Source organism: Acinetobacter sp. A3, assembly GCF_012371415.1.
GTDB lineage: Bacteria > Pseudomonadota > Gammaproteobacteria > Pseudomonadales > Moraxellaceae > Acinetobacter.
In genome coordinates this window covers 1-23,052 of the sequence record NZ_JAAZQW010000022.1, presented here as the reverse complement: position 1 = coordinate 23,052, position 23,052 = coordinate 1, and the positions used below count along the sequence as shown (strand labels likewise).

At 41.3% G+C, this 23,052-nt stretch carries 20 protein-coding genes; 6 read left to right on the top strand and 14 right to left on the bottom strand.

Translation table 11 applies throughout. The annotated features are described in order from the left end of the window. Positions 1–30 precede the first annotated feature (30 nt). The 3 genes from HHA42_RS08515 to HHA42_RS08505 form a co-directional block, all read right to left on the bottom strand. Positions 31–1,314, bottom strand: a complete 1,284-nt coding sequence (locus tag HHA42_RS08515; RefSeq protein ID WP_168526157.1) for a DUF945 family protein — start codon at positions 1,312–1,314, stop codon at positions 31–33. A gap of 228 nt (positions 1,315–1,542) precedes the next feature. Beyond that, positions 1,543–4,122 (bottom strand): ATP-dependent chaperone ClpB, encoded by a 2,580-nt coding sequence (clpB, locus tag HHA42_RS08510; RefSeq protein ID WP_168418987.1) that lies wholly within the window; start codon positions 4,120–4,122, stop codon positions 1,543–1,545. A gap of 311 nt (positions 4,123–4,433) precedes the next feature. Beyond that, positions 4,434–4,856: an OsmC family protein gene (locus HHA42_RS08505; RefSeq protein WP_168418988.1), complete on the bottom strand. Its 423-nt coding sequence runs from the start codon at positions 4,854–4,856 to the stop codon at positions 4,434–4,436. Between the two features lie 148 nt (positions 4,857–5,004). Between HHA42_RS08505 and crp the strand changes: the two genes are divergently transcribed. Together crp and HHA42_RS08495 are read left to right on the top strand one after the other, a co-directional pair. Further along, the gene (crp, locus tag HHA42_RS08500) at positions 5,005–5,709 is read left to right on the top strand and encodes a cAMP-activated global transcriptional regulator CRP (RefSeq protein ID WP_167845925.1); all 705 of its coding nucleotides are present in this window, start codon (positions 5,005–5,007) and stop codon (positions 5,707–5,709) included. 203 nt (positions 5,710–5,912) lie between these two features. Then, on the top strand, positions 5,913–6,962 hold the full coding sequence (locus HHA42_RS08495) for an NADP(H)-dependent aldo-keto reductase (protein ID WP_168526155.1): 1,050 nt from the start codon (positions 5,913–5,915) through the stop codon (positions 6,960–6,962). Between the two features lie 194 nt (positions 6,963–7,156). Here the strand turns inward: HHA42_RS08495 and HHA42_RS08490 are convergent, their stop codons facing one another. From HHA42_RS08490 to HHA42_RS08465, 6 genes are all read right to left on the bottom strand, one after another. Beyond that, the gene (locus tag HHA42_RS08490) at positions 7,157–7,939 is read right to left on the bottom strand and encodes a M48 family metallopeptidase (protein WP_168526153.1); all 783 of its coding nucleotides are present in this window, start codon (positions 7,937–7,939) and stop codon (positions 7,157–7,159) included. A gap of 156 nt (positions 7,940–8,095) precedes the next feature. Continuing rightward, positions 8,096–8,404, bottom strand: coding sequence for a hypothetical protein (locus HHA42_RS08485; RefSeq protein WP_004971573.1), 309 nt, complete (start codon positions 8,402–8,404; stop codon positions 8,096–8,098). Between the two features lie 231 nt (positions 8,405–8,635). Then, positions 8,636–9,955 carry an adenylosuccinate synthase gene (locus HHA42_RS08480; protein WP_168526151.1) on the bottom strand — a complete coding sequence of 440 codons (1,320 nt, stop codon included), beginning with the start codon at positions 9,953–9,955 and terminating at the stop codon, positions 8,636–8,638. A gap of 69 nt (positions 9,956–10,024) precedes the next feature. Further along, positions 10,025–11,191 carry an ATP phosphoribosyltransferase regulatory subunit gene (locus HHA42_RS08475; RefSeq protein ID WP_168526150.1) on the bottom strand — a complete coding sequence of 389 codons (1,167 nt, stop codon included), beginning with the start codon at positions 11,189–11,191 and terminating at the stop codon, positions 10,025–10,027. 167 nt (positions 11,192–11,358) lie between these two features. Further along, positions 11,359–11,673, bottom strand: a complete 315-nt coding sequence (locus HHA42_RS08470) for a hypothetical protein (RefSeq protein ID WP_168526148.1) — start codon at positions 11,671–11,673, stop codon at positions 11,359–11,361. Between the two features lie 135 nt (positions 11,674–11,808). After that, entirely contained in the window at positions 11,809–12,843 is a 1,035-nt protein-coding gene (locus tag HHA42_RS08465; protein ID WP_168526146.1) for a type I glyceraldehyde-3-phosphate dehydrogenase, read from the bottom strand. 462 nt (positions 12,844–13,305) lie between these two features. Here HHA42_RS08465 and alaS point away from each other — a divergent pair, with 462 nt between their 5' ends. The 3 genes from alaS (at position 13,306) to csrA (ending at position 17,850) form a co-directional block, all read left to right on the top strand. Beyond that, positions 13,306–15,999, top strand: a complete 2,694-nt coding sequence (alaS, locus tag HHA42_RS08460; protein WP_171525585.1) for an alanine--tRNA ligase — start codon at positions 13,306–13,308, stop codon at positions 15,997–15,999. 64 nt (positions 16,000–16,063) lie between these two features. After that, the gene (locus HHA42_RS08455) at positions 16,064–17,344 is read left to right on the top strand and encodes an aspartate kinase (protein ID WP_168418994.1); all 1,281 of its coding nucleotides are present in this window, start codon (positions 16,064–16,066) and stop codon (positions 17,342–17,344) included. A gap of 251 nt (positions 17,345–17,595) precedes the next feature. After that, on the top strand, positions 17,596–17,850 hold the full coding sequence (csrA, locus tag HHA42_RS08450; protein ID WP_004971589.1) for a carbon storage regulator CsrA: 255 nt from the start codon (positions 17,596–17,598) through the stop codon (positions 17,848–17,850). A 115-nt stretch (positions 17,851–17,965) separates the two neighbouring features. Here csrA and rnhB read toward each other — a convergent pair whose 3' ends face one another. After that, positions 17,966–18,547, bottom strand: a complete 582-nt coding sequence (gene rnhB, locus HHA42_RS08445; protein ID WP_168418996.1) for a ribonuclease HII — start codon at positions 18,545–18,547, stop codon at positions 17,966–17,968. Positions 18,548–18,630: 83 nt separating this feature from the next. Next, entirely contained in the window at positions 18,631–19,008 is a 378-nt protein-coding gene (locus HHA42_RS08440; RefSeq protein ID WP_168418997.1) for a hypothetical protein, read from the bottom strand. A 227-nt stretch (positions 19,009–19,235) separates the two neighbouring features. Between HHA42_RS08440 and HHA42_RS08435 the strand changes: the two genes are divergently transcribed. Further along, positions 19,236–19,799 (top strand): cytochrome b, encoded by a 564-nt coding sequence (locus HHA42_RS08435; protein ID WP_168526144.1) that lies wholly within the window; start codon positions 19,236–19,238, stop codon positions 19,797–19,799. Positions 19,800–19,901: 102 nt separating this feature from the next. Here the strand turns inward: HHA42_RS08435 and HHA42_RS08430 are convergent, their stop codons facing one another. From HHA42_RS08430 to HHA42_RS08420, 3 genes are all read right to left on the bottom strand, one after another. Continuing rightward, complete coding sequence (locus tag HHA42_RS08430; protein WP_168419530.1) at positions 19,902–20,903, bottom strand: adenosine deaminase; 1,002 nt, start codon at positions 20,901–20,903, stop codon at positions 19,902–19,904. Between the two features lie 89 nt (positions 20,904–20,992). Continuing rightward, positions 20,993–22,315: an NCS2 family permease gene (locus tag HHA42_RS08425; RefSeq protein WP_168419531.1), complete on the bottom strand. Its 1,323-nt coding sequence runs from the start codon at positions 22,313–22,315 to the stop codon at positions 20,993–20,995. A 406-nt stretch (positions 22,316–22,721) separates the two neighbouring features. After that, complete coding sequence (locus HHA42_RS08420; RefSeq protein ID WP_168419532.1) at positions 22,722–22,901, bottom strand: hypothetical protein; 180 nt, start codon at positions 22,899–22,901, stop codon at positions 22,722–22,724. Between the last annotated feature and the right edge of the window lie 151 nt (positions 22,902–23,052).

Below are 23,052 nucleotides of genomic sequence, written 5' to 3'. Positions count from 1 at the left end.
ACAGGCTTTTTTTTTAAGGAATAGATAAATTTATTGCGGTGTTAAAAACTTCTTTTCACCATATTGATAATGCATAGACAATTTAAACTCATCACCATCGCGATGAATTTGCTGGCTGCTTTGCATCGCACTCAGCATTTGCTCCAACTCCTGATCTGACATGCTTTTACCTGCTGCACGCATATAGTTATTCATCATGGTTTTAACCACTTGCTTATTAAAGCTTACATCGGTTTGTGCCTCTAATAAGCTTGGGAACATTTTTGCCAAACCTTCTAAGGTGGTCTGATGCCCTGGCATCACTTTGCCAACAACATCTGCCTGAATACTACCAGTACCTAATTTCAGCTGATTGTGCTTCGATTCAAACTTAAAACCATCATTAATGATTGCAATCATTGCCTGTCTTGCATCTTTTTCAAAGTTTTCTGCTTCTAAGCAGGAGTTGCTTTTTTTTTGAATAATATCAAAGAAGGTCTGCGTTTTCGTGCGTTGTAAGTCTTTAACATCCCAATTGAACTGCAAATCTTGCATTGCGGGTACATTGTCTAAACCCAATTCAGCAATTTTGAATTTGGATTGAATATCAACTGTACGTTCATGCAATTGCGTATCCATACGCCAACTTAGATTTTTCATTTGCCCTGAAGCGTGTGCTTCACGGTCTTGGCGCTGCATTTCAGCAATATTAAATTGGAAATAACCTGGCTCTAAAGCCTGAGCATTCAAGGCTTGATTGGTTTTAAAATGCATACCTTTCAATTGGGTATTTCCAAATTCATCACGTATGCTTAAGGCTGGCAAATCAAGACTCATATTTAAGATTTTATGCTGTCCCTGTACTTGTTTGGCCTGAAACTCAATTTGCATTGGCTCAATTTTAGTATGAAACGCACCCTCTTTTTTTTCTATAACAGGTGTTTTTAATTGTGTGGTCGATACCCCAAGCCAATTGACGTGAGTCGTCACCTTCAAAGGCTGTTTAAAAAATTCTGCGTATGCACCCGTTCCCTGCACTAAATCAAGTTGTGAATGAATGGTATAGCCTTTCCATGTACGCTGAATTTGATCGTCACCATTAAACACTAATTTTTCTTTGGCATTACATGGGTCAGGTACAAAGCTCGCATTCCATTTTGCAGAGCCTTGCAAAGCGCCCATTTTATAATCTGTATATTGCACATTCATATTCGGTGCAGGTTTTAAACTTTGCTGATAATGCGCATTTAGACTTTTATCGGCATACAAATTGCCCGCAGCGACAGCCCCCGCCAACACCACAAGCCCCATTCCACCCCATACTATTTTTGACATAGATTCTGCTCAGAATTTATCTATTCTTATTGAACAAAAATTATAATTAATTTAAACAAAAAAAAGATAATTATTTTGCAAATAAATCACTTAAATATAATATCCATCACAAAATAATTAAAATAGCTGTCATTTTTAACCAAAAATTTTACTTATGTGACCTAAATTGTCAGTTACAAAAAACCCAGCCGAAGCTGGGTTTTCTTAAAATAATTAACAGACGCAGCATTAGCTGAGTTTCATTTTCTCAAACACCAATTGCCCTGCTTCAGCTTTAATTAAAATCGTATCGCCTGCAACAAAATCACCTGCTAAGATTTTTTGCGCCAACGTATTTTCAACTTGTTGCTGAATTGCACGTTTCAATGGACGTGCACCATAAACAGGGTCAAAACCTGCATCAATCAATTGATCAAACGCAGAATCGTCTATCGACAAACTCAAATCGCGCTCGCTTAAACGTGCACGTAAGCGATCCAATTGAATATCGGCAATACCACGAATTTGTGCTTTTTCCAGTGAATGGAACACCACCAATTCATCAATACGGTTAATGAACTCGGGACGGAAATGTTGTGATACAGCAGCCATTACCACGGTGCGTACTTCCTCACGGCTTGGATGATCTCCCAATTCACGTACATCATGCGAACCAAGGTTAGAGGTCATCACAATCACGGTGTTTTTAAAGTCCACCACACGGCCTTGAGAGTCGGTTAAACGCCCATCATCCAACACTTGCAGCAAGATGTTAAACACATCAGGATGGGCTTTTTCCACCTCATCAAACAACACTACACTATATGGCTTACGACGGACTGCTTCGGTGAGTACCCCACCTTCCTCATAACCCACATAGCCTGGAGGTGCACCAACCAAACGGCTCACTGAGTGTTTTTCCATAAATTCAGACATATCAATCCGAATCATGGCATCATCGCTGTCAAACAAGAAGTTTGCCAAAGCTTTGGTCAGTTCTGTTTTACCTACCCCTGTCGGGCCAAGGAACAAGAACGAACCACTTGGGCGGTTAGGGTCAGACAGCCCTGCACGTGAACGACGTACTGCATTCGACACTGCTACCACAGCTTCTTCTTGCCCAACAACACGTTTATGCAAGAAGTCTTCCATGTTCAGCAGTTTTTCACGCTCACCCTGCAGCATTTTCGATACAGGAATACCCGTTGCAGCACTGACCACTTCTGCAATTTCATTGTCTGTCACTTTGTTACGCAATAATTTTGGCTCTTCTTTCTCTTCAACCAACTCATCTTGCGCCAATTGTTTTTCCAATTCAGGAATCACACCGTATTGCAAACGTGACATTTCAGCCAAGTCATTTTCACGCTGTGCTTTTTGCAATGCCATACGCGCCTGATCAAGTTGAGTCTGAATTTGCTTGGTGCCTTCAACTAAGGTCTTTTCAGCTTTCCAGACTTCTTCCAAATCATTGTATTCTTTCTGAACTTCAATAATTTGTTTTTCTAAATGCGCAACTTCGGCACGGCTACCAGCATCTTCATCTTTCTTCACTGCTTCAAGTTGCAGCTTTAGCTGAATCAAACGACGCTCTAATTTATCTAAAGCTTCAGGTTTAGAATCCAGCTCCATTTTAATTCGTGAAGCGGCCTCATCCACCAAGTCAATGGCTTTGTCAGGAAGCTGACGGTCTGTAATGTAACGATGCGACATTTTAGCGGCTGCAATAATCGCAGAGTCTAAAATTTTCACCCCGTGGTGCACTTCATAACGCTCTTTCAGACCACGTAAAATTGCAATGGTGTCTTCTACACTTGGCTCATCTACCAATACTTTTTGGAAACGACGTTCCAAAGCAGCATCTTTTTCAATATATTGACGATACTCATCTAAAGTCGTTGCACCTACACAGCGCAACTCACCGCGTGCCAATGCAGGTTTCAACATGTTGCCTGCATCCATTGCACCATCACCTTTACCCGCACCCACAAGCGTATGCAATTCATCAATAAATAAGATGACTTCGCCTTCTTGTTTGGCCAAGTCTTTCAGTACCGCTTTCAGGCGTTCTTCAAACTCACCACGATATTTCGCACCTGCCAATAACGAGCCTAAATCTAAAGATAAAACACGTTTGCCTTTTAAGCTTTCAGGCACTTCACCATTCACAATACGCTGTGCCAAACCTTCAACAATTGCCGTTTTACCTACACCCGGCTCACCAATAAGCACAGGGTTATTTTTGGTACGGCGTGACAACACCTGAACTGTACGGCGAATTTCATCATCACGGCCAATGACTGGGTCTAGCTTGCCCGCCAACGCACGTTCGGTTAAATCAATGGTGTATTTATTGAGTGAGTCACGTTGATCTTCGTGATTATTGCTCATGACTTTTTCATCCCCTCTAATTTTGTCAATCACGCTACGCAAACTGTTTGAAGTCACACCCACACTGTTAAGTAGTGTCTTGGTTGCGCCCACTTCAGCCAAACCAAGTATTACCCAATCGGTCGATAAAAACTCATCACCTGCTTTTTGGGCAAAGCTGTCTGCCAAATTCAGCGCTTTAACCGCTTCTGGGCTTAAATTAATATCACCTGTTGGATTGGCCAAAGTTGGTGCATCGGCAATCGCTTGCTGTAACTTGCTTTGCAAATCACGCAAATTTGCACCTGCTTGTTGTAATAAGCTGATATTGGACGCTTCTTCAAGCAAAGTCGCTAATAAATGAATACCCTCAATGGCGGTATGGTCTTTCCCCATCGCGAGAGACTGGGCATCAGATAGGGCTTGCTGTAAGCGGTTGGTAAACTTTTCAAAACGCATTCTTGTTATTCCTCACAACAAATTGTGTACTTGATGGATATATGGGAACGCTGATGTAAATTTCAATTAAATTTTTATATATTTTTCAAAATCTTAATTAAAATTAACAGATAGATTTTAGTAATAATATTGGACTGATTAGTGTAGATTTCAAGTTTAATCTGGTAATTTTTTATAATGTGGATTTAATCAATATACAGTTGTATATCAATAATTTAATAAGGAGGAAGTGGTGAAATATACAATTTGAAACATTTTGCAACAATGATTGGCATAAAATACCAATCATTGACTGACTATCTAGTCATAACTCATTCTTGTTCGATAACTTCAAAATCGTGGCTAATTTCTACACCACCATCTGACAGCATTTTACTTGCAGAACAGTACTTTTCTGCAGAAAGTTCAACAGCCTTGGCAACCTGCTTTTCCTTGACTGCCTTGCCTTTGACCACAAAATGTAAGTGAATTTTAGTAAAAACTGCAGGGATGCTATCGGCACGTTCAGCCTTCAACTGACATTCCACATGGGTCACTTCTTGGCGCGATTTCTTTAAAATAGTCACAATATCAAACGAAGCACACCCACCAAGTCCCATTAAGATCAGTTCCATAGGACGTGGTCCACGGTTTTCACCACCATATTCTGCAGATCCATCCATCACTACAGAATGACCACTTTCCGATTTGGCTTCAAAAGCAACGTTCTCTAACCATTGAACACTTGTTTGCATTGCAACTACCTAAAAAAAGCTATAAATTTACACGGGTATTTGTACACTAACATAACTTGAGTTGATAAGGAATTTCATCTCTACTGTGTGACAAGTTCAGACTAGGTCTTGTGCGATCTATTATTTATCCATTTTCGGAACCGTTAGCATGACTTCAAACTTTTCGCAGCTTAGCACCGATGCATTGTCCCCAGGGCAACTGCCGGACTCGGTGAAAGCATTATTAAAACGTGCGTACATCAACCGTTATCCAAAACGGACAACTATTGTTGATGCAGGGACTGAATCAAAATCATTATATTTGATTCTAAAAGGTTCAGTATCAATTATTCTTCGCGAAGATGACGATCGCGAAATTGTTGTGGCATATTTGAATCCAGGCGACTTTTTTGGGGAAATGGGTCTGTTTGAATCGAATCCACAACGTACTGCAGAGGTTCGTACTCGTGATGTCTGTGAAATCGCAGAAATTACTTATGAAAATTTCCACGAACTCAGCAAACAATATCCCGATTTAAGCTATGCTGTTTTTGCACAGCTGGTACGTCGTTTAAAAAATACCACACGTAAAGTAACTGACCTTGCCTTTATAGATGTGTCTGGCCGTATTGCACGTTGCTTGATTGATCTTTCTGCGCAGCCAGAAGCCATGATTTTGCCAAATGGTCGTCAAATTCGTATTACACGCCAAGAAATTGGTCGTATTGTCGGTTGTTCACGTGAAATGGTTGGTCGTGTACTGAAAACGCTTGAAGAGCAAGGCATGATTGAAACTGATGGTAAAGCCATTCTAATTTTTGATGCTTCTTTGGAGCAAAATGAAGCCACTGATGGCGACTTTGATGACGAATAAGCCATACTCATGCTAAGTAAAAAGCAAATCTTCGGATTTGCTTTTTTATTGCCTGCATAAAACTTATAGCCATTTTCAAATATAAAAATACAATTCTTACGACCATTACAAAGCATCAGCAATTTTAACTGCCACAAACGGTTCAAAATGGTTTAGCCTCTTATAACATCACTTCATAAATATAATCTTGAGCGAGAGGCAATATGCAATTTAAACCATTGGCAAAGACGGGTATTTTAGTTCCAGAAATCTGCTTGGGCACCATGACCTTTGGTGAGCAAAACACGCTATCAGATGCCTTCCAACAACTGGATTATGCCTTGGAACGTGGCTTGTATTTTTGGGATACCGCAGAGATGTACCCTGTTCCACCCAAAGTAGAAACCCAAGGAGCGACTGAAACCATGATTGGTCACTGGCTGCACCAACGTGGCGGACGTGACAAAATATTTCTAGCCTCAAAAATTGCAGGGCCATCACAAGGTGGTAGCCATATACGAGATGGCAAAACCCGCTTTAATGCGCAAGATATTCGCTCAGCCTTGGATGGCAATTTAAAACGCCTACAAACCGATTATATCGACTTATACCAGCTACACTGGCCACAACGCCCAACCAACTTTTTTGGCAAGCTTGGGTATGGCAACCCAGAAGCACAGAATACCCAAGAAGTCACCGACTTGGCCGAAACCTTAACTGCATTGCAGCAGGAAATTGAAAAAGGGCGAATTCGTTATATCGGTCTATCCAATGAAACTCCATGGGGCACCATGAAGTTTTTACACTTGGCAGAACAGCTTGGTTTAAGCAAATTCGTGAGTGTGCAAAACCCTTATAACCTGCTCAACCGTAGCTATGAAATTGGCATGTCTGAAATTGCCCATTATGAAGGTGTAGGACTGCTTGCCTACTCTCCTTTGGCTTTTGGTTATTTAACTGGTAAATTCCGCAACGGCGCACGTCCTGCCAGTGCACGCGTCACTTTATATTCACGTTTTAGCCGCTACAGCAACCCTGAAAGTGAATGGGCTACAGAGCAATATGCTCAACTTGCAGAGCAGCATGGCTTGAGCTTAACGCAAATGGCATTAGCCTTTATTAAGCAGCAATTTTTTGTGACCAGTACCATTATTGGAGCAACCACTATGGCACAACTTAAAGAAAATATTGATGCGTTTGATGTCAATTTATCTGAAGAAGTGCTACAGGGCATTGAAGCGATTCATCGTCAGCAACCAAATCCAGCACCCTAATTTCATTTTAAGCACTGCTTTAAAATGAAATTAGAAATTGAAGTAAATAAGTGAGCTGGCGTTTAAATTGAAAACATGAGTTCAGCTATAACGCACCATTTTTATATTGTTTAAAGTCAAAAATTTAAAAAAAGGATGCGCATTTCTATGCACATCCTTTCTTTGATTCATCTGTCTTACTGACTAATGTTATCTTAGCGGCGGTTTTGGTTATAAATTGCCTGAGCTGCAGGTAAGTTTTTACGCATCGCCTCAATACGCTGACTGTTCGATGGGTGCGTTGATAAGAACGATGCACCACCGCCACCTTCAAGTTTGTTCATTTTTTCCCAAAGGGTAATAGCAGCTTGCGGGTTATAACCTGCACGCGCCATAAGCATTAAGCCACCCTGATCGGCACGACCTTCCAAATTACGCGAATATGGCAAGCCAATCCCAATTTGCGTACCCAATTGTGCTGCTGCTGCACCCAATTGACCAACGTTATTACCCGCTGCACTTAAGCCAACATTCAACGCCAAGTTTGTTAAAGCTTGCGCACCAATTTTACTTTTAGCGTGTTCTTCTAGTGCGTGCACCATTTCGTGCCCCATAATTGCAGCAATTTCAGCATCGGTTAAATTCAGTTTATTCACAATACCTGTGTAGAACACTACTTTACCGCCTGGTGCGACAAAAGCATTGACTTGATCAGATTTGAGTACCGCCAATTGCCACTGGAAAAGCTGACCAGTTTGGTTCATTTGGTTGGCATGTGGAATCAAACGCTGAAACACAGTATTGATACGTTTATACGTGGTTGAACTCGTGTCTAACTGATTTTTATTGCGTGCATCTTGCACCATTTCGTTATAGCTTTTGGTTGCAGTTGCATTTAGGGTCGCAGTATCTGCACCCGCCATGTCTGCAACAGTGGTACACCCTGAAACTGTGATTGCGCCTGCGGCACATAAACTCAACATCAGTTTTTTGTTCATTATAATAATCTCCGCCTTACGAGCTATCTTCATATCAATCAATTATATGAAATCAATTCAAGGCTTTAAATCTATAATCGCTTCATAATCATATTATTTATGTAAACAACGCCCAAGCTGTGTACAGATTGTATGTCTAAGCGATCAATAACTGCCTTAGTAAAGAAATTGATAACACAACCAAAATACTAAACAGAAAACATTTAAACCCAAGTAAATTTTAGACACTACTTCTACTTTTTCTTCCATTTCTGGATTTTTGCGTTTGTAGAGTAGGTAAGCATTTTGAATCAGAATCAGTGGCACCAAAATACAGGCAAAAATAACGCTTAAACCAATGAAGGCTTGGTACATAATATTCGGATCATGCTTTTGCGATAAAATCAGCATCATGGCAATGGTCGGTGCTCCACCCATTGCAAATAACAGCGAATAAAAAATCGTACTGGTAATATTTTTATGCATCCTGCATAACCTTAATTAAATTTAATTTTCTAAAAGGCATTGTAACAAGCCACCCTGCGCTGCACAGTGCTTGTCACATGCAACTTTAGTCTTGAAAAAATAGCATATTCTGCATCATCTTCAATATTGAGATGAATGACTTGCTCAAGCTTGATAATAAAAAGCCCCATCATTTAGACAGGGCTAAGTACATCAAAAGATTACTTATGTTTTATGCCGCAGCACAAATACTTAAGCATCAAATGGATGACGTAATACAATCGTTTCTGCGCGGTCTGGGCCAGTAGAAATAATGTCGATTGGACACTCAATCAATTTCTCAAGACGCTTAATGTAGTTAATTGCATTTTCAGGCAATTGTTCCACACTCGTTGCACCCACAGTTGATTCAGACCAACCTGGCATTGTTTCATAAATTGGCTTTAAGTTTTCGTATGCAAGTGCGTCAGAAGAACCTACACAACCTGAATCGGTATTTTCATAACCCACACAGATTTTGATTTCTTCTAAGCCATCTAATACGTCTAACTTGGTTAAGCAGATACCAGAAAGTGAGTTTACATCCACTGAACGGCGTAGAATTTCTGCATCAAACCAACCACAACGGCGCTGACGACCTGTAGATGCACCAAATTCGTGACCCACAGTACCTAAGTGTTTACCAATCGCATCACCCACGTCATTTGCAGCGTCATATACCAACTCAGTTGGGAATGGGCCTGCACCTACACGTGTGGTATAAGCTTTGGTAATACCTAAAACGTAGTCTAAATGTAATGGACCTAAGCCTGAACCAGAGCTTACACCGCCCGCAGTTGTATTCGATGAAGTCACATACGGATAAGTACCATGGTCAACATCAAGTAATGAACCTTGCGCACCTTCAAACATAATATTGTCACCGTTTTTACGGTAATTATGAATTTCGGTCGTTACATCAACTACTAATGGTGCAATAACTTCACGCCATTGTTCACACAATGCCAATACTTCTTCTAACTGAACAGCTTCTACACCGTAGTATTCTGTTAATTGGAAGTTATGGTAGTCCAGTAATTCAGCCAATTGGGTACGTAACGCTTCGCCACCACGAACCAAGTCTGCAACACGGATTGCACGACGTGCAACTTTATCTTCATAAGCAGGGCCAATACCGCGACCTGTAGTACCAATTTTGGCATTACCACGTTTTTTCTCACGTGCTTGGTCAAGCGCAATGTGGTTTGGCAAAATAAGCGGACAGTTTGGTGAAATACGTAAACGCTCTTTCACTGGCACGCCTTCTTGTTCCAGAATACCCATCTCTTTAATCAGCGCTTCTGGAGAAAGTACAACACCATTACCAATTAAGCACAGTACGTTTTCACGTAAAATACCTGATGGAATGAGGTGTAATACAGTTTTCTTACCACCAACCACGAGAGTATGACCTGCGTTGTGTCCGCCTTGATAACGAACGACTGCAGCCGCCTGATCTGTGAGCAGGTCGACGATTTTACCTTTACCTTCGTCGCCCCATTGGGTACCAAGTACCACAACATTCTTGCCCATAATAGCCTCATTACATCATGCTGTTAAAATTGAAAACCAAGACCTGCGACATGAAACATGCCTTGGCGATTAAATTTTTTCGACAGTCCACTCACCATTTACAAGTACCAATTGGTGCGTTGCGTATGGAACTGAGTTTAAATCATCATTGCCCAACAATTGAATTACACTAAAGCCTTGCGCACGAGTTTGCTGAACCGCAGCAAGCAAATCTGCCTGAGTACCCTTAGGTGCAACCACAACGGCTGCTGATTCAAAACGGCCTGCGCTTAATACAAACAAGTCACATGAGAAACCTGTTGCAGGGCGTGCACGTCCAAAGTGTTGACCAATACCATCGTAACGGCCACCTTGAGCCAATGGCGCAGCACGATTTGGCGCATACACTGCGTACATTAAGCCAGTGTGATAGTGATATGAACGTAGCTCTACCACATCAATACCAATATGTAGATTTGGCCAGCGTGCCTGAATTTCAGCCTGTGTTGCTTTCACTGCATCAAAAGCCTGCTTAAACTCAGGATTTTCCAATACTGTAGCACTTAAATTGGCTTGTAAGGCATCTAAATCACTGGCAAAGCGACCTAGGGCATAGAAATCTGAACCAAAGTTTAAATCTTGAGTAAAGTCAGCCAGTTCTGGCAATGCTTTACGCTGATATAAATCTGACAATTGGCGTTCAGTCGCTTTGCTTAGCTCTGCCTGTTGAACCAAGCTGCGGAACAGACCCACATGACCTAAGTCCAAATGCACGCCATCGGCCAGACCCGCTTCCTGTAGTAGGCTGATCATCAAATCAACCATTTCTACATCGGCATCAATGCTGTCTGAACCAAATAATTCTGCACCCAATTGCAACGGCGCACGTGTGGTATTAAAACCTTGTGGTTTAGTATGTAAAACTGTACCTGCATAGCAGTAACGTGCAACGCCATCCACAGGATGTACATGCGCATCAATACGTGCCACTTGTGGCGTCATATCGGCACGCACACCCAGTAAACGACCTGAAAGTTGGTCGATGACTTTAAATGTGGCAAGGTCTAAATCTTGATTCGATTCTGAAAGAGAAGATAGAGATTCGATGTATTCAATGAATGGCGTGTACACCAACTGATAACCTCGAGATGCGAGGAAATCCAGTGACTTACGACGCAAGTTTTCAATGACTTGCGCTTGTTCTGGTAATACATCAGCTACACCATCAGGTAATAACCATGTCTCTGAAATGGGCATGTTGTAAACCTAAATTCTTGTTTGCGCGGAACGAATCCGCATAAAAAAATCGGGAGCACACCCGATTTCTCCTAGTTTAGCATGATACTTTTGCTCATGCACCTGACTTTTTCTGAAATATGCGGTAAAAAAAAGCTTGATTCAACACGATATTAAAATGCAATTCTTTAAAAGTCCTGATTCGCTTTAACTGCTTTGGCTAACAAATTGACCAACTCTGCATTCTGCATTTCTAACTGCGTGGTTTTTTGTACAGTTTTATCCAAAGCATCTTGCTGAACTTGCATTTTTTTAGCCAAGTCCTGCATAATTTCTAGCGTCTTTTTCAGGTTTTCTTCCAAATGCAACACTTTCTGTTCCAATTGTTGTTGGTGCTGCACATCGGAGTTGCTGTCTGCCTGATTTCTGAATTGCAACCAAATCAAAAAAATCACGGCTAGCGCCAACAAAAGAATAAATCCCCACAATAAAATAATCATCATCCCACTACTCTATTTTCAATCTTATAGGCTAAATTTGTTATATTCATCAATGAATTAACTTCGGATTTTCATCTAAACACCCATCACTATTACATGCTTTAGCGGCTTTGTATAGCAAACCGTACAAGCTAAAAATCACGCCGCTCGCTGACTAAAAGATTCACACAAGTCGAGTAAACGGTTGGCATAGCCCCATTCATTATCATACCACGCAAAAACTTTGGCCTGATGCCCTACCACCATAGTCTGGCTTAAATCGACAATTAATGAATAAGGCGAATGATTAAAATCACTCGACACTAAGGGCTCATCGGTCACTTGCATAATTTCTGCATAATCATGCGCGGCCGAAGCACACAGCACCTGATTTAATTTGTGCACCGTAATGGGTGACTGCGAAATAAAAGTCAAGTCAATTGCAGCGACGTTGATGGTCGGCACACGAATAGAATAGCCATCAATCCGATCTGCCATTTTAGGCATCACCTGTTTTAATGCACCCAAAGCAGATGAAGTGGTTGGAATAATATTTTGCCCTGATGCTCGGGCACGACGTAAATCACGGTGCGCCTGATCCAGCACAGTTTGATCTGCTGTGACTGCGTGAATTTCGGTCATTAAAGCCGTGTTAATGCCAAAAGCATCATCAATAATTTTAACCAATGGCACTAAAGCCTGCGTGGTACACGACACACTGGAAATAATTTGATCTGTGGGTTTGACTTCGTGATGATTGACACCATAGACAATCGCAGCATCGACAGTATCGAATGGGGCTGCACCAATAATGACACGTTTGGCGCCCGCAGTAATATGCTGGGTCGCAGCTTCACGTGAACGAAACAGACCTGTACATTCCAAAACCACATCGACATTCAGTAATTGCCACGGTAACTGTGCAGGTTGCGCCTGATTCAGCACCTGAACTTTGAGTTGTGCCAAGCCCGCAGAAATATTCAGAAAAACCTGTTCATCTTCAAGACTAATTTCGACCTGCCCTTTAAAACGACCGTGGGTACTGTCATATTTAAACAAGTGCACCAAAGTTTCGACATCGGCAATATCGTTAATGGCCACGATTTCAAAATGAAAGTCTTTGGGATTTTCAAACCAAGCCCGCAGCACATTGCGCCCGATTCTACCAAAGCCATTGATTGCCACTCGTTGCATGACTGATCCTTTCATAATGAAATCAAAATTTAAGCAGTGCTATGTTAATAGATTTTGCTCAACTACTGAAAAAAATCAGATCAATTCTGCGAATTTTCACGCAATTTGTTGTTTAATTCGGCAAATTAAAATATCAGCTTTGGTTTTCTACCGCACATCTACGTTTTCTTAACTTTTCTGCATTCCGCTTTATGGCAGTTCGGCATACTCCGTGACCCGCAGTAAGCACTTACTTTGAATGTAAATGTTCATCATCTTCTATTGCAAAGATTTATTCTGCGTAATCGCAACAAAGTTTGCGTCAGAATTGTCATCTATTCACACTAAAATGATTGGTGATAATGGCTTTTTCCGTTATAATTTGGCGTTTTTAAAATTTTAAGCCTGCATGACAGCAAAAGAATTATTTTTGTCAGACTGTCTTGCGTTTAGCCAAATCGGAAATTATGGAGTGACTTGGTTGTGAGTACTCGTTTTATGACATCAGCTGAAATTCGTGAAGCATTTTTGCGTTACTTTGAATCGCAAGGGCATACACGTGTCGCATCGAGTTCTCTAGTACCCGCCAACGACCCAACCTTGTTATTTACCAATGCGGGTATGAACCAGTTTAAAGACTGTTTCCTTGGGCTAGAAAAACGTGATTATGTACGTGCTGTCTCTTCTCAAAAATGTGTGCGCGCAGGCGGTAAACACAACGACTTAGACAACGTAGGCTATACCGCACGTCACCATACTTTCTTTGAAATGCTAGGTAACTTCTCGTTTGGTGATTACTTCAAACGTGATGCGATTAAATTTGCTTGGGAGTTTCTAACAGGCGAACAATGGTTGGCGCTACCGAAAGACCGTTTATATGCCACGGTTTATCATACCGATGATGAAGCGTTTGACATCTGGAACAAAGAAATTGGTTTAGATGCATCTCGTATTATCCGTATTGGCGACAACAAAGGCGGCCAATATGCTTCAGATAACTTCTGGGCAATGGGTGATACAGGTCCTTGCGGTCCTTGTTCTGAAATTTTCTATGATCATGGCGATCATATCTGGGGTGGCCTACCAGGTACGCCTGAAGAAGATGGCGACCGTTTCATTGAAATTTGGAACAACGTCTTCATGCAGTTCAACCGTACTGCAGATGGTGTACTGCACCCGCTTCCAGCACCTTCTGTAGATACAGGTATGGGCTTAGAGCGTATTTCTGCAGTATTACAACATGTGAATTCAAACTACGAAATTGATCTGTTCCAGCACTTACTCAAAAATGCAGCAGAAATTATTGGTTTAGACACGACTGAGCTTGAGGCAACTGCACAGCAAACTGGTAAACCTGTAGACTACCCTGCTTCACTTAAAGTAGTAGCTGACCACGCCCGCTCTTGCTGCTTCCTAATTGCCGATGGTGTAAACCCTTCTAACGAAGGTCGTGGTTATGTTTTACGTCGTATTATTCGTCGTGCAGTACGTCATGGCAACAAACTTGGCGCAACAGGTTCATTCTTCCATAAAATGTTGAAGCCACTCATTGAAGTAATGGGTGATGCCTATCCTGAACTTGCAGCACAACAAGCACGCATTGAAGCGCAACTTTTGAAAGAAGAAGAGCAATTTGCCAAAACACTTGAGCAAGGTTTGAAATTGCTTGAAGGTGAATTAGCGCAACTGAAAGGCTCTGTAATTCCAGGTGAAGTCGTATTTAAACTGTATGACACTTACGGCTTCCCGACTGACTTAACAGCAGACATCGCACGTGAACGTGAATTGACCATTGACGAAGCGGGTTTTGAAGTTGAAATGGCAGCACAACGCCAACGTGCACGTGACGCAGGTAAATTTGCCGTTGACTACAACTCAATTGTGAAAGTTGAAGGTGACACTCAATTTGATGGTTACGATGCTACTGCAGGTGAAGGTCAAATCATCGCAATCTATAAAGATGGTGAGCAAGTTGATGAAGTCGTTGAAGGCGATGAAGCCTTAATCGTACTGAATCAAACGCCTTTCTATGCAGAAAGCGGTGGTCAAATTGGCGATACAGGACTCTTCAAAAACGAAACAGGTATTTTTGAAGTTCAAGACACCAAAAAATCTGGCGGTGCATTTGTCCATCAAGGTATTGTGACGATGGGCAGCCTAAAAGCTGCGCAAACGGTCGAAGCCATTGTAAAAGCAGATATCCGCGAAGCAACTGCACGCAATCACTCTGCAACACACCTGTTACATGCTGCCCTACGTCAAGTTTTAGGTGCGCACGTACAACAAAAAGGTTCATTGGTTGCCTCTGACATTTTACGTTTTGACTTTGCCAATGACCAACCTGTGTCATTTGAGCAATTGCATGAAATTGAGCGCTTGGTCAATGCAGAAGTGATTGCCAACACTGCCGTGTCTACGGAACTATTAGACATCGAAGCAGCAAAAGCCAAAGGTGCGATGATGCTATTTGGCGAAAAGTATGGTGATGAAGTTCGCGTACTTTCTATGGGTTCTATAATCGAAGATAAAAACTTCTCGATTGAACTGTGTGGTGGTATTCACGTAAAACGTACGGGCGATATTGGCTTATTCAAAATCGTCTCTGAAGGTGGTGTTGCAGCTGGCGTGCGTCGTATTGAAGCGATTACAGGCAGCAAAGCCGTTGAAGCCGTTCAAAAAGCTGAACGTGACATCAGCAGCATCAATGCATTATTAAAAGCGCAAAAAGACCAGACTTTAGAAAAAGTCACCAGTTTGGTCGACACTGCCTCTAGCCTTCAAAAACAAATTGAACAGCTCAATCAAAAATTGGCAAACTTCCAAGCAACAGAACTTCTAAGCCAAGTTCAAGAGATTGCGGGTCGTCAAACGCTGATTACAACGGCTCAAGGTATGGACGCAAAATCACTGCGTAACTTACACGACGGTGTAAAATCTAAACTCGACAATGCAGTGATTGTACTTGCAGGTGTAGAAGACGATAAAGTCAGCTTAATCGCTTCTGTTGCAAAAGACTTTACTGCTACGATTAAAGCAGGTGACATCATTAAACACTTGGCTACAGAGCTAGGTGGTAAAGGTGGTGGTAAACCTGATTTGGCACAAGGTGGCGCGCCACTTAACGAGAAGTTTGCAACAGTAATGGCAGATTTAACTGCTTGGCTTGCGGCAAAATAACTTCACTTTTTGTGTAACTGACCCTGAACCGGTAATTCAGGGTCATGGCTTATATGGAACAACTATGGCACTAATCGTTCAAAAATATGGCGGTACTTCAATGGGTACCCCCGAGCGCATTTTAAATGTTGCTCGTCGTGTGAAGCGCTGGCATGATCATGGCCACCAAGTAGTGGTTGTGGTTTCTGCCATGAGTGGCGAAACCAATCGCCTACTCGCTCTCGCGAAAGCCATTACCGAAACCCCTGACCCGCGTGAACTAGACCAAATGGTGTCTACAGGCGAACAGGTAACGATTTCAATGTTAGCGATGGCGCTGAACTCTATTGGCGTTGCAGCAAAATCACTAACAGGTCGCCAAGTTGGTATTCAAACTGACAGCGCTTTTACCAAAGCACGTATTGAATCAATCAATACCGATGTATTGACTGAAAACCTAGATGCAGGTCGTGTGATTGTAGTTGCTGGTTTCCAAGGCTTCGATGCTGAAGGCAATACCACAACTTTAGGTCGCGGTGGTTCAGACACTTCTGGCGTTGCATTGGCTGCTGCGTTAAAAGCAGATGAATGTCAAATTTACACAGATGTAGATGGCGTATATACCACTGACCCACGCGTTGCACCAAAAGCTAAAAAAGTAGATCGTATTTCTTTTGAAGAAATGCTAGAAATGGCGTCATTAGGCTCTAAAGTATTACAAATTCGTGCGGTTGAATTTGCAGGTAAATACCAAGTCCCTTTACGTGTATTATCAAGTTTTGATAATGACGATGATGGCGCATTCGACGAAGACTTTAAACAAAATGTCGGCACACTCATTACTACTGAATTGGAAGACAACATGGAACAACCTATCATCTCAGGTATCGCGTTTAACCGTGACGAAGCAAAATTAACTATTTTAGGTGTGCCTGATGAGCCAGGTATTGCATCTAAAATCTTGTCACCTATTGGCGCTGCCAATGTTGAAGTTGACATGATCATCCAAAACGTAGAAGAAGATGGTACAACTGACTTTACTTTTACCGTAAACCGTGGCGAACTTGCCAAAGCAAAATCAATTCTTGAAGCAACTGCCAAAGAAATTGGTGCGCGTGAAGTCGCTACACGAGGCGACATCGTAAAAGTATCTATCGTAGGTGTAGGTATGCGTTCACACGCAGGTGTTGCAAGCAAAATGTTTACTGCACTTGCAGATGAAGGCATCAACATTCTCATGATTTCTACTTCTGAAATTAAAATTTCAGTCATTATTGAAGAAAACTATTTAGAGCTTGCAGTACGTACTTTACACACTGTATTTGGTCTAGATCGTGAAAGTGGCGAGTCTAGCGCACGCGCTTAATACACCCTGTCAGAAAATGTAATTGTCTGACAAATTTTGCGAAAAAGTACAAAAAAATAGAGCCACTATAGTTTTTTTTATAGTGGCTCTGTTATATTGAGCAACATGCTTTTATAAATTTTGGCAGATGTGTATCTTATAAAATGAATAATGGTACATTCTGATAAAATTTAATTGTTTTTTATGTGGTTGTGACTTTTAATTTGCTTTAAAAAATCAATGCAGGTTTAGCATTTTGCAAGGAGATAAACATGCTGATTCTGACCCGACGTGTCGGAGAAACATTAATGATTGGGGACCAAGTCAGCGTGACTGTACTTGGTGTGAAAGGTAACCAAGTTCGTATTGGTGTAAATGCCCCGAAAGAAGTATCGGTTCATCGTGAAGAAATTTATCAACGTATTCAACACGAACGTGCCATGCATGAGCACTTACAGCACCTTGATCAAGATTATCAACCTTCATTTGAAGAAGATAACTACTCACAAAATGACTTTAATCGTTAAGCGATTAAATGTGATTGAATATAAAGCGGCCATTGAGCCGCTTTAAATTTTTCTACTGTATGCTTTTCAAAGTGACACGTTTTTTAATGTAATCTCCAGCATTTTTGCATGAAACTTACTGTGAGTTTTCCATTAATTCCAGCGCTTTACGCACTGGAGCAAAACTACGTCGATGCGCAGCGATCACACCGTGCTGAGCAATTGCTTCAAAGTGAGCTTTGGTTGGGTAGCCCTTATGCTTAGCAAAACCAAATTGCGGAAACTCTTGATCAAGCAGTACCATTTCACGGTCACGCGCCACTTTGGCTAAAATGCTGGCTGCAGAAATTTCTGGATGCAAAGCATCACCCCCTACAACAGCATCACAAGACATACTTAAACCCTGCGGAATTTTATTGCCATCCACTAATACATGCACTGGTTGAATGGAGAGAGCCTCTACCGCACGACGCATCGCCAACAAAGATGCTTGTAAAATATTGTATTCATCAATTTCGGCAGCAGAAGCGTCTGCAATCGCCCAAGCCAGTGCTTTTTCCTGAATTTCAAAAAACAACTTTTCACGTTTCTTTTCAGTTAGTTTTTTAGAATCGTTTAAGCCCTCAATTGGGTTATTCGGATCTAAAATGACAGCAGCAGCAACCACGGAACCTACTAAAGGTCCACGCCCTGCTTCATCTACACCTGCAATTTTCATGTCTATGTTCCAGAAAAATAGGCTGAATATTCAGCCTATTTTGGCACAATAATGTGCCTATATTGAGTTTTGAGTGAGTGAGCTTATCTAACCGCTTCTGCTACACAGGCATTAATGGTTCTAGACACTGCGTTGCTCACAATTGTGGCACGTGCAGCAGGATCAATCGCAGCAGTTGCCAAATCAACTGCAGTCACGTTTTGTGGTGCTTTTTCACTCACACAGCCACAAATTTCAGCTTGAATATTTTGCTTCTGAGTTGATGTCATGACACGTGTTGCAGTATGCCATGCAGGAATGTTGTTTAGCTCAGTGACACATTTCGCATTAATTGCAATTTTAATTGCAGCCATGCCTAGTTGTTGTGTCGCTGTTGGTGCAGGTGTGGTTGTACCCGTGGTTGTGGTACATGCAGATAAAACCAATGCGATAGGTGCCAATACAGCAAGTAATTTTTTCATAAAGGTTTTTCCCATATTAAGGATCATTTGATCTGATGATCATTACAATGCCGCTATTGTGCCTAAACTTCAGCAGTGAAGGAATAGTGATTTGTTATTTCCATCACTATTTTTTGGCCTCATTTCAGCAGCGTTGCAGATTTTCAACACTCCGTTGCACACAGGTGCTTTTTTGCCTATAACGCATTGTTTAGCATGCAAACATCAATTTTGCTCTGAAACATAGCATGAAACAGACGAATCAGTACTACACCCGTACCGCACAAGTTTTACATTGGCTGATGGCAGTTATATTTATTACCGCATGGGCAGTCGGCTTTTTTAGCGGTAATTTTTTAAGTTATGAGTCAGATGGTAGCTTTAAAGGCGATGTAATTACCTTACATAAGAATATTGCCACACCTATTATCTTTTTATTGGTAATTCGACTATTTTGGCGTTATACCCACCCTGCGCCACAACTGCCAGACAGCATGTCACCATTTATGAAAACTTTGGCACACTTAGGGCACTTGGGTTTGTATTTCATGCTGATTGCCATTCCAATTACAGGCTATTTATTTAGCTGGAGCGTGGGGAAACCCGTACCTATACTGTATTTATTTGAAATTCCAGCTTTGTTGGATAAAAACCCTGAGCTGTTGGCCATTGTAAAACCTGTACATACTTATTTGTCTTGGTTTGCGGGTGCAATGGTGGTCGGTCATGTGCTTGCCGCACTGAAACATCATTTTATTGATAAAGATGACGTACTTCGCAGTATGACTCAACAAGGCAAGTCATCTAACTAAAACTTTAATTTAAAACAATACAAAACTCTCTCCCACAAAAAAAAGCAGCTTCTATCAAGCTGCTTTTTTTTGTAATCTAGCATCGTGTGCATTGCATTAAGTTCAAGCCAATGCCTGAATTTGATCTATCCATTTCTGTTTTTCTTCAGCCGAAATAAACGAGGCTTCAAAAGAGTTGATTGCCAATTGTTTCAGTTCATCATTGCTTAAATCTAAAGCTTGGCTAATTGCAATAAAGTTATCATTCATATAACCACCAAAATAAGATGGATCATCAGAATTAACTGTGACTTTCACCCCTTGTTGCAATAAGCGACGAATATTGTGCTGGGCCATATCATTAACCACACACAGCTTTAAATTACTCAGCGGACATACCGTGAGTGGCATCTTTTCTGCAATTAAACGCTGCAATAACACTGGGTCTTCTTCTGAACGTACGCCATGATCAATACGATTTACTTTAAGCAAATCCAATGCTTCCCAAACATATTCTGCTGGGCCTTCTTCACCTGCATGCGCCACCACTAAAAAACCTGCTTCACGTGCTTTGGCAAAGACACGTTCAAACTTTGCAGGCGGATGCCCCATTTCACTCGAATCCAAGCCCACAGCAATAATCTGATCTTTATAAGGTAATGCCTGCTCTAAAGTTTCAAAGGCCGCCTCTTCACTCAAATGGCGTAAAAAACACATAATCAAATGTGAGCTGATGCCTAATTTTGTCTGTGCATCATCGCAAGCACGTTGTAAACCATTGATGACCGTTGCAAATGGCACACCGCGCTCGGTATGGGTTTGCGGGTCAAAAAACATTTCAGTATGAACCACACGATCTGCAGCACATTTTTCAAAGTAGGCCCACGCCAAATCATAAAAGTCTTGTTCATGCACCAATACTTGTGCGCCTGCATAATAAATATCTAAAAAAGACTGCAAATTATGAAAGTTATAGGCTTGTTTAACTTCTTCTACCGACTGATAAGGAATTTCAATTTGGTTGCGCTGCGCGATGGCAAACATCAGTTCAGGTTCAAAAGTACCTTCAATATGCACATGCAATTCTGCTTTAGGCAATGCACGAATTAACTCTAATGGGTTCATGTTTCATCCTGTTTTGCTATTTTATGGGAGAATTTAAGAAAGAAAAAAGGGTGTAAACTGAGTTTACACCCTTTTGCTGTTTGAGAATATTAACCGCCAAACATGGCAAATTTTAAGGCCCACAATGCTGCAATAATCCATACCATATACGGCACAGACTTCGCTTTGCCTGTAAGTAATTTAATTAACGCATAGCTAATAAAACCCATCGCAATGCCATCGGCAATTGAATAGGTAAACGGCATAAATACCACGGTTAAGAATGCAGGAACTGCTTCAGTGATGTCGTCCCAGTCAATATGCACAATGCCTTGAATCATCAACACACCGACAAATAACAACGCAGGTGCTGTGGCAAAACCAGGCACAGATTGTGCAAGTGGAGCCAAGAACAAGCAGGCAATAAATAATAGACCAACAATAACTGCCGTTAAACCAGTACGACCACCCGCAGCAACCCCTGCAGAAGACTCAATATAAGGTGTGGTGGATGAAGTACCTAATGCTGCCCCCGCTACAATTGCAGATGAGTCAGCAAACAAGGCTTTTTTCAAACGAGGAAGTTTGCCATCTTTTAACAAACCTGCACGGTGTGAAACCCCAACCAACGTGCCTGTAGAGTCGAATAAATCAACCAAGAAAAAGACAAAAATCACACCAATTAAGCTAGCCGTAAACAGACCTTCAAAATCCATTTGCATAAATGTTGGTGCAATAGATGGAATTTCACCTACAACGCCTTTGAATTCACTCAGGCCTAATGCAGTTGAAATGGCCGTAAGGACTAAAATGCTAATGATAATCGCACCGCGAACTTTAAAGTGATGCATCACCACCACCATTAAAAAGCCAAACAATGCCAGTAAAACTGAAGGTTGTTTTAAATCCCCCAAACCAACCAAGGTTGCAGGATTATCAACAATAACACCTGCATTTTTGAGTGCGATTAAGGCAAGGAATAAGCCAATTCCACCACCAATAGCCAGTTTTAATGACATCGGGATAGCATTGACAATCGCTTCACGGATTTTAAACATGCTGATGGCAATGAAAATAATCCCTGAAACAAAGACTGCAGCCAATGCCGTTTGCCATGGTACACCCATGCCCAAACATACGGAATAAGTAAAATAAGCGTTTAAGCCCATGCCCGGTGCAAGCGCAATTGGATAATTGGCAATAATCCCCATGACCAAACAGCCAATTGCAGCGGCTAAACAGGTTGCGACAAAGACCGCGCCATGATCCATCCCTGTTTCAGATAAAATCATCGGATTGACAATAATGATGTAACACATGGTTAAGAATGTGGTTACACCCGCCAAAAGCTCGGTGCGGAATGTGGTCTTGTTTTCGCTAAGTTTAAACAAGCGCTCAAGCATTCCTGCCGAAGATGGATTAGGAGTCGTCATGACCTAGCCCCTGTAATTGAACTGAATAGCAACATGCACAAACCTTAAGTCATTACTCAAACTTGGTTTGTGTTGCAATAATAATAGTGCCGCATAAAAAGTACGCAGTAAAAATAAACTTAATTCACAATCAAGTATTTGATTTCAACAAGATGCAATTTTCAAGATTGTAAATAAAAAAGCCGCATAACATTTATGCAGCCTTATTCATTTTTACTTCATTCAATCAGACACCCAACTACACTTAATGTGTCTTGATTGAGTTTTTGGATTGGCAAATTATACCATAGAGATTTTTTTTAATTTCCAGTTTTTTGAATTAAAGTTAAATTTTTACGATGAAATGACAGCCACAATCCTTTGATAAATGGAGTAATTCACTCGGTATGGCTTAAGTCGATAAATTTTAATCAGTTTCTTGTTTGGTTGGCACTTCAGATCTAACCGCTTTTTTGAGCGATAAATTTGCCGATTCATTCAAAACCTGATTGAGTTCGGTTTGTTTGCGCTTTGCTTCTTCGTGATAGACCAAGTAACCCAACACGACCACCAACACCACCAGCACAGGAATAAGGATGTGTTTCATGCCATTTACTTTTGGTGAACAATTTTAATACATATTAGCAAAAATTATGTGAGGTGTAATTTTTATTTATGAGATGGCTTTGTTGCACAAACCTATCTGTAAAGGCTTTTTCAGCGATATAATTTTCAAATGAAGAAGCCTACACACAAAA

Coding starts and splice junctions, on each gene's coding strand:
- HHA42_RS08515 (WP_168526157.1), bottom strand. CDS start 1,314: ATGTCAAAAATAGTATGGGGTGGAATGGGGCTTGTGGTGTTGGCGGGG.
- clpB (WP_168418987.1), bottom strand. CDS start 4,122: ATGCGTTTTGAAAAGTTTACCAACCGCTTACAGCAAGCCCTATCTGAT.
- HHA42_RS08505 (WP_168418988.1), bottom strand. CDS start 4,856: ATGCAAACAAGTGTTCAATGGTTAGAGAACGTTGCTTTTGAAGCCAAA.
- crp (WP_167845925.1), top strand. CDS start 5,005: ATGACTTCAAACTTTTCGCAGCTTAGCACCGATGCATTGTCCCCAGGG.
- HHA42_RS08495 (WP_168526155.1), top strand. CDS start 5,913: ATGCAATTTAAACCATTGGCAAAGACGGGTATTTTAGTTCCAGAAATC.
- HHA42_RS08490 (WP_168526153.1), bottom strand. CDS start 7,939: ATGAACAAAAAACTGATGTTGAGTTTATGTGCCGCAGGCGCAATCACA.
- HHA42_RS08485 (WP_004971573.1), bottom strand. CDS start 8,404: ATGCATAAAAATATTACCAGTACGATTTTTTATTCGCTGTTATTTGCA.
- HHA42_RS08480 (WP_168526151.1), bottom strand. CDS start 9,955: ATGGGCAAGAATGTTGTGGTACTTGGTACCCAATGGGGCGACGAAGGT.
- HHA42_RS08475 (WP_168526150.1), bottom strand. CDS start 11,191: ATGCCCATTTCAGAGACATGGTTATTACCTGATGGTGTAGCTGATGTA.
- HHA42_RS08470 (WP_168526148.1), bottom strand. CDS start 11,673: ATGATGATTATTTTATTGTGGGGATTTATTCTTTTGTTGGCGCTAGCC.
- HHA42_RS08465 (WP_168526146.1), bottom strand. CDS start 12,843: ATGCAACGAGTGGCAATCAATGGCTTTGGTAGAATCGGGCGCAATGTG.
- HHA42_RS08455 (WP_168418994.1), top strand. CDS start 16,064: ATGGCACTAATCGTTCAAAAATATGGCGGTACTTCAATGGGTACCCCC.
- csrA (WP_004971589.1), top strand. CDS start 17,596: ATGCTGATTCTGACCCGACGTGTCGGAGAAACATTAATGATTGGGGAC.
- rnhB (WP_168418996.1), bottom strand. CDS start 18,547: ATGAAAATTGCAGGTGTAGATGAAGCAGGGCGTGGACCTTTAGTAGGT.
- HHA42_RS08440 (WP_168418997.1), bottom strand. CDS start 19,008: ATGAAAAAATTACTTGCTGTATTGGCACCTATCGCATTGGTTTTATCT.
- HHA42_RS08435 (WP_168526144.1), top strand. CDS start 19,236: ATGAAACAGACGAATCAGTACTACACCCGTACCGCACAAGTTTTACAT.
- HHA42_RS08430 (WP_168419530.1), bottom strand. CDS start 20,903: ATGAACCCATTAGAGTTAATTCGTGCATTGCCTAAAGCAGAATTGCAT.
- HHA42_RS08425 (WP_168419531.1), bottom strand. CDS start 22,315: ATGACGACTCCTAATCCATCTTCGGCAGGAATGCTTGAGCGCTTGTTT.
- HHA42_RS08420 (WP_168419532.1), bottom strand. CDS start 22,901: ATGAAACACATCCTTATTCCTGTGCTGGTGGTGTTGGTGGTCGTGTTG.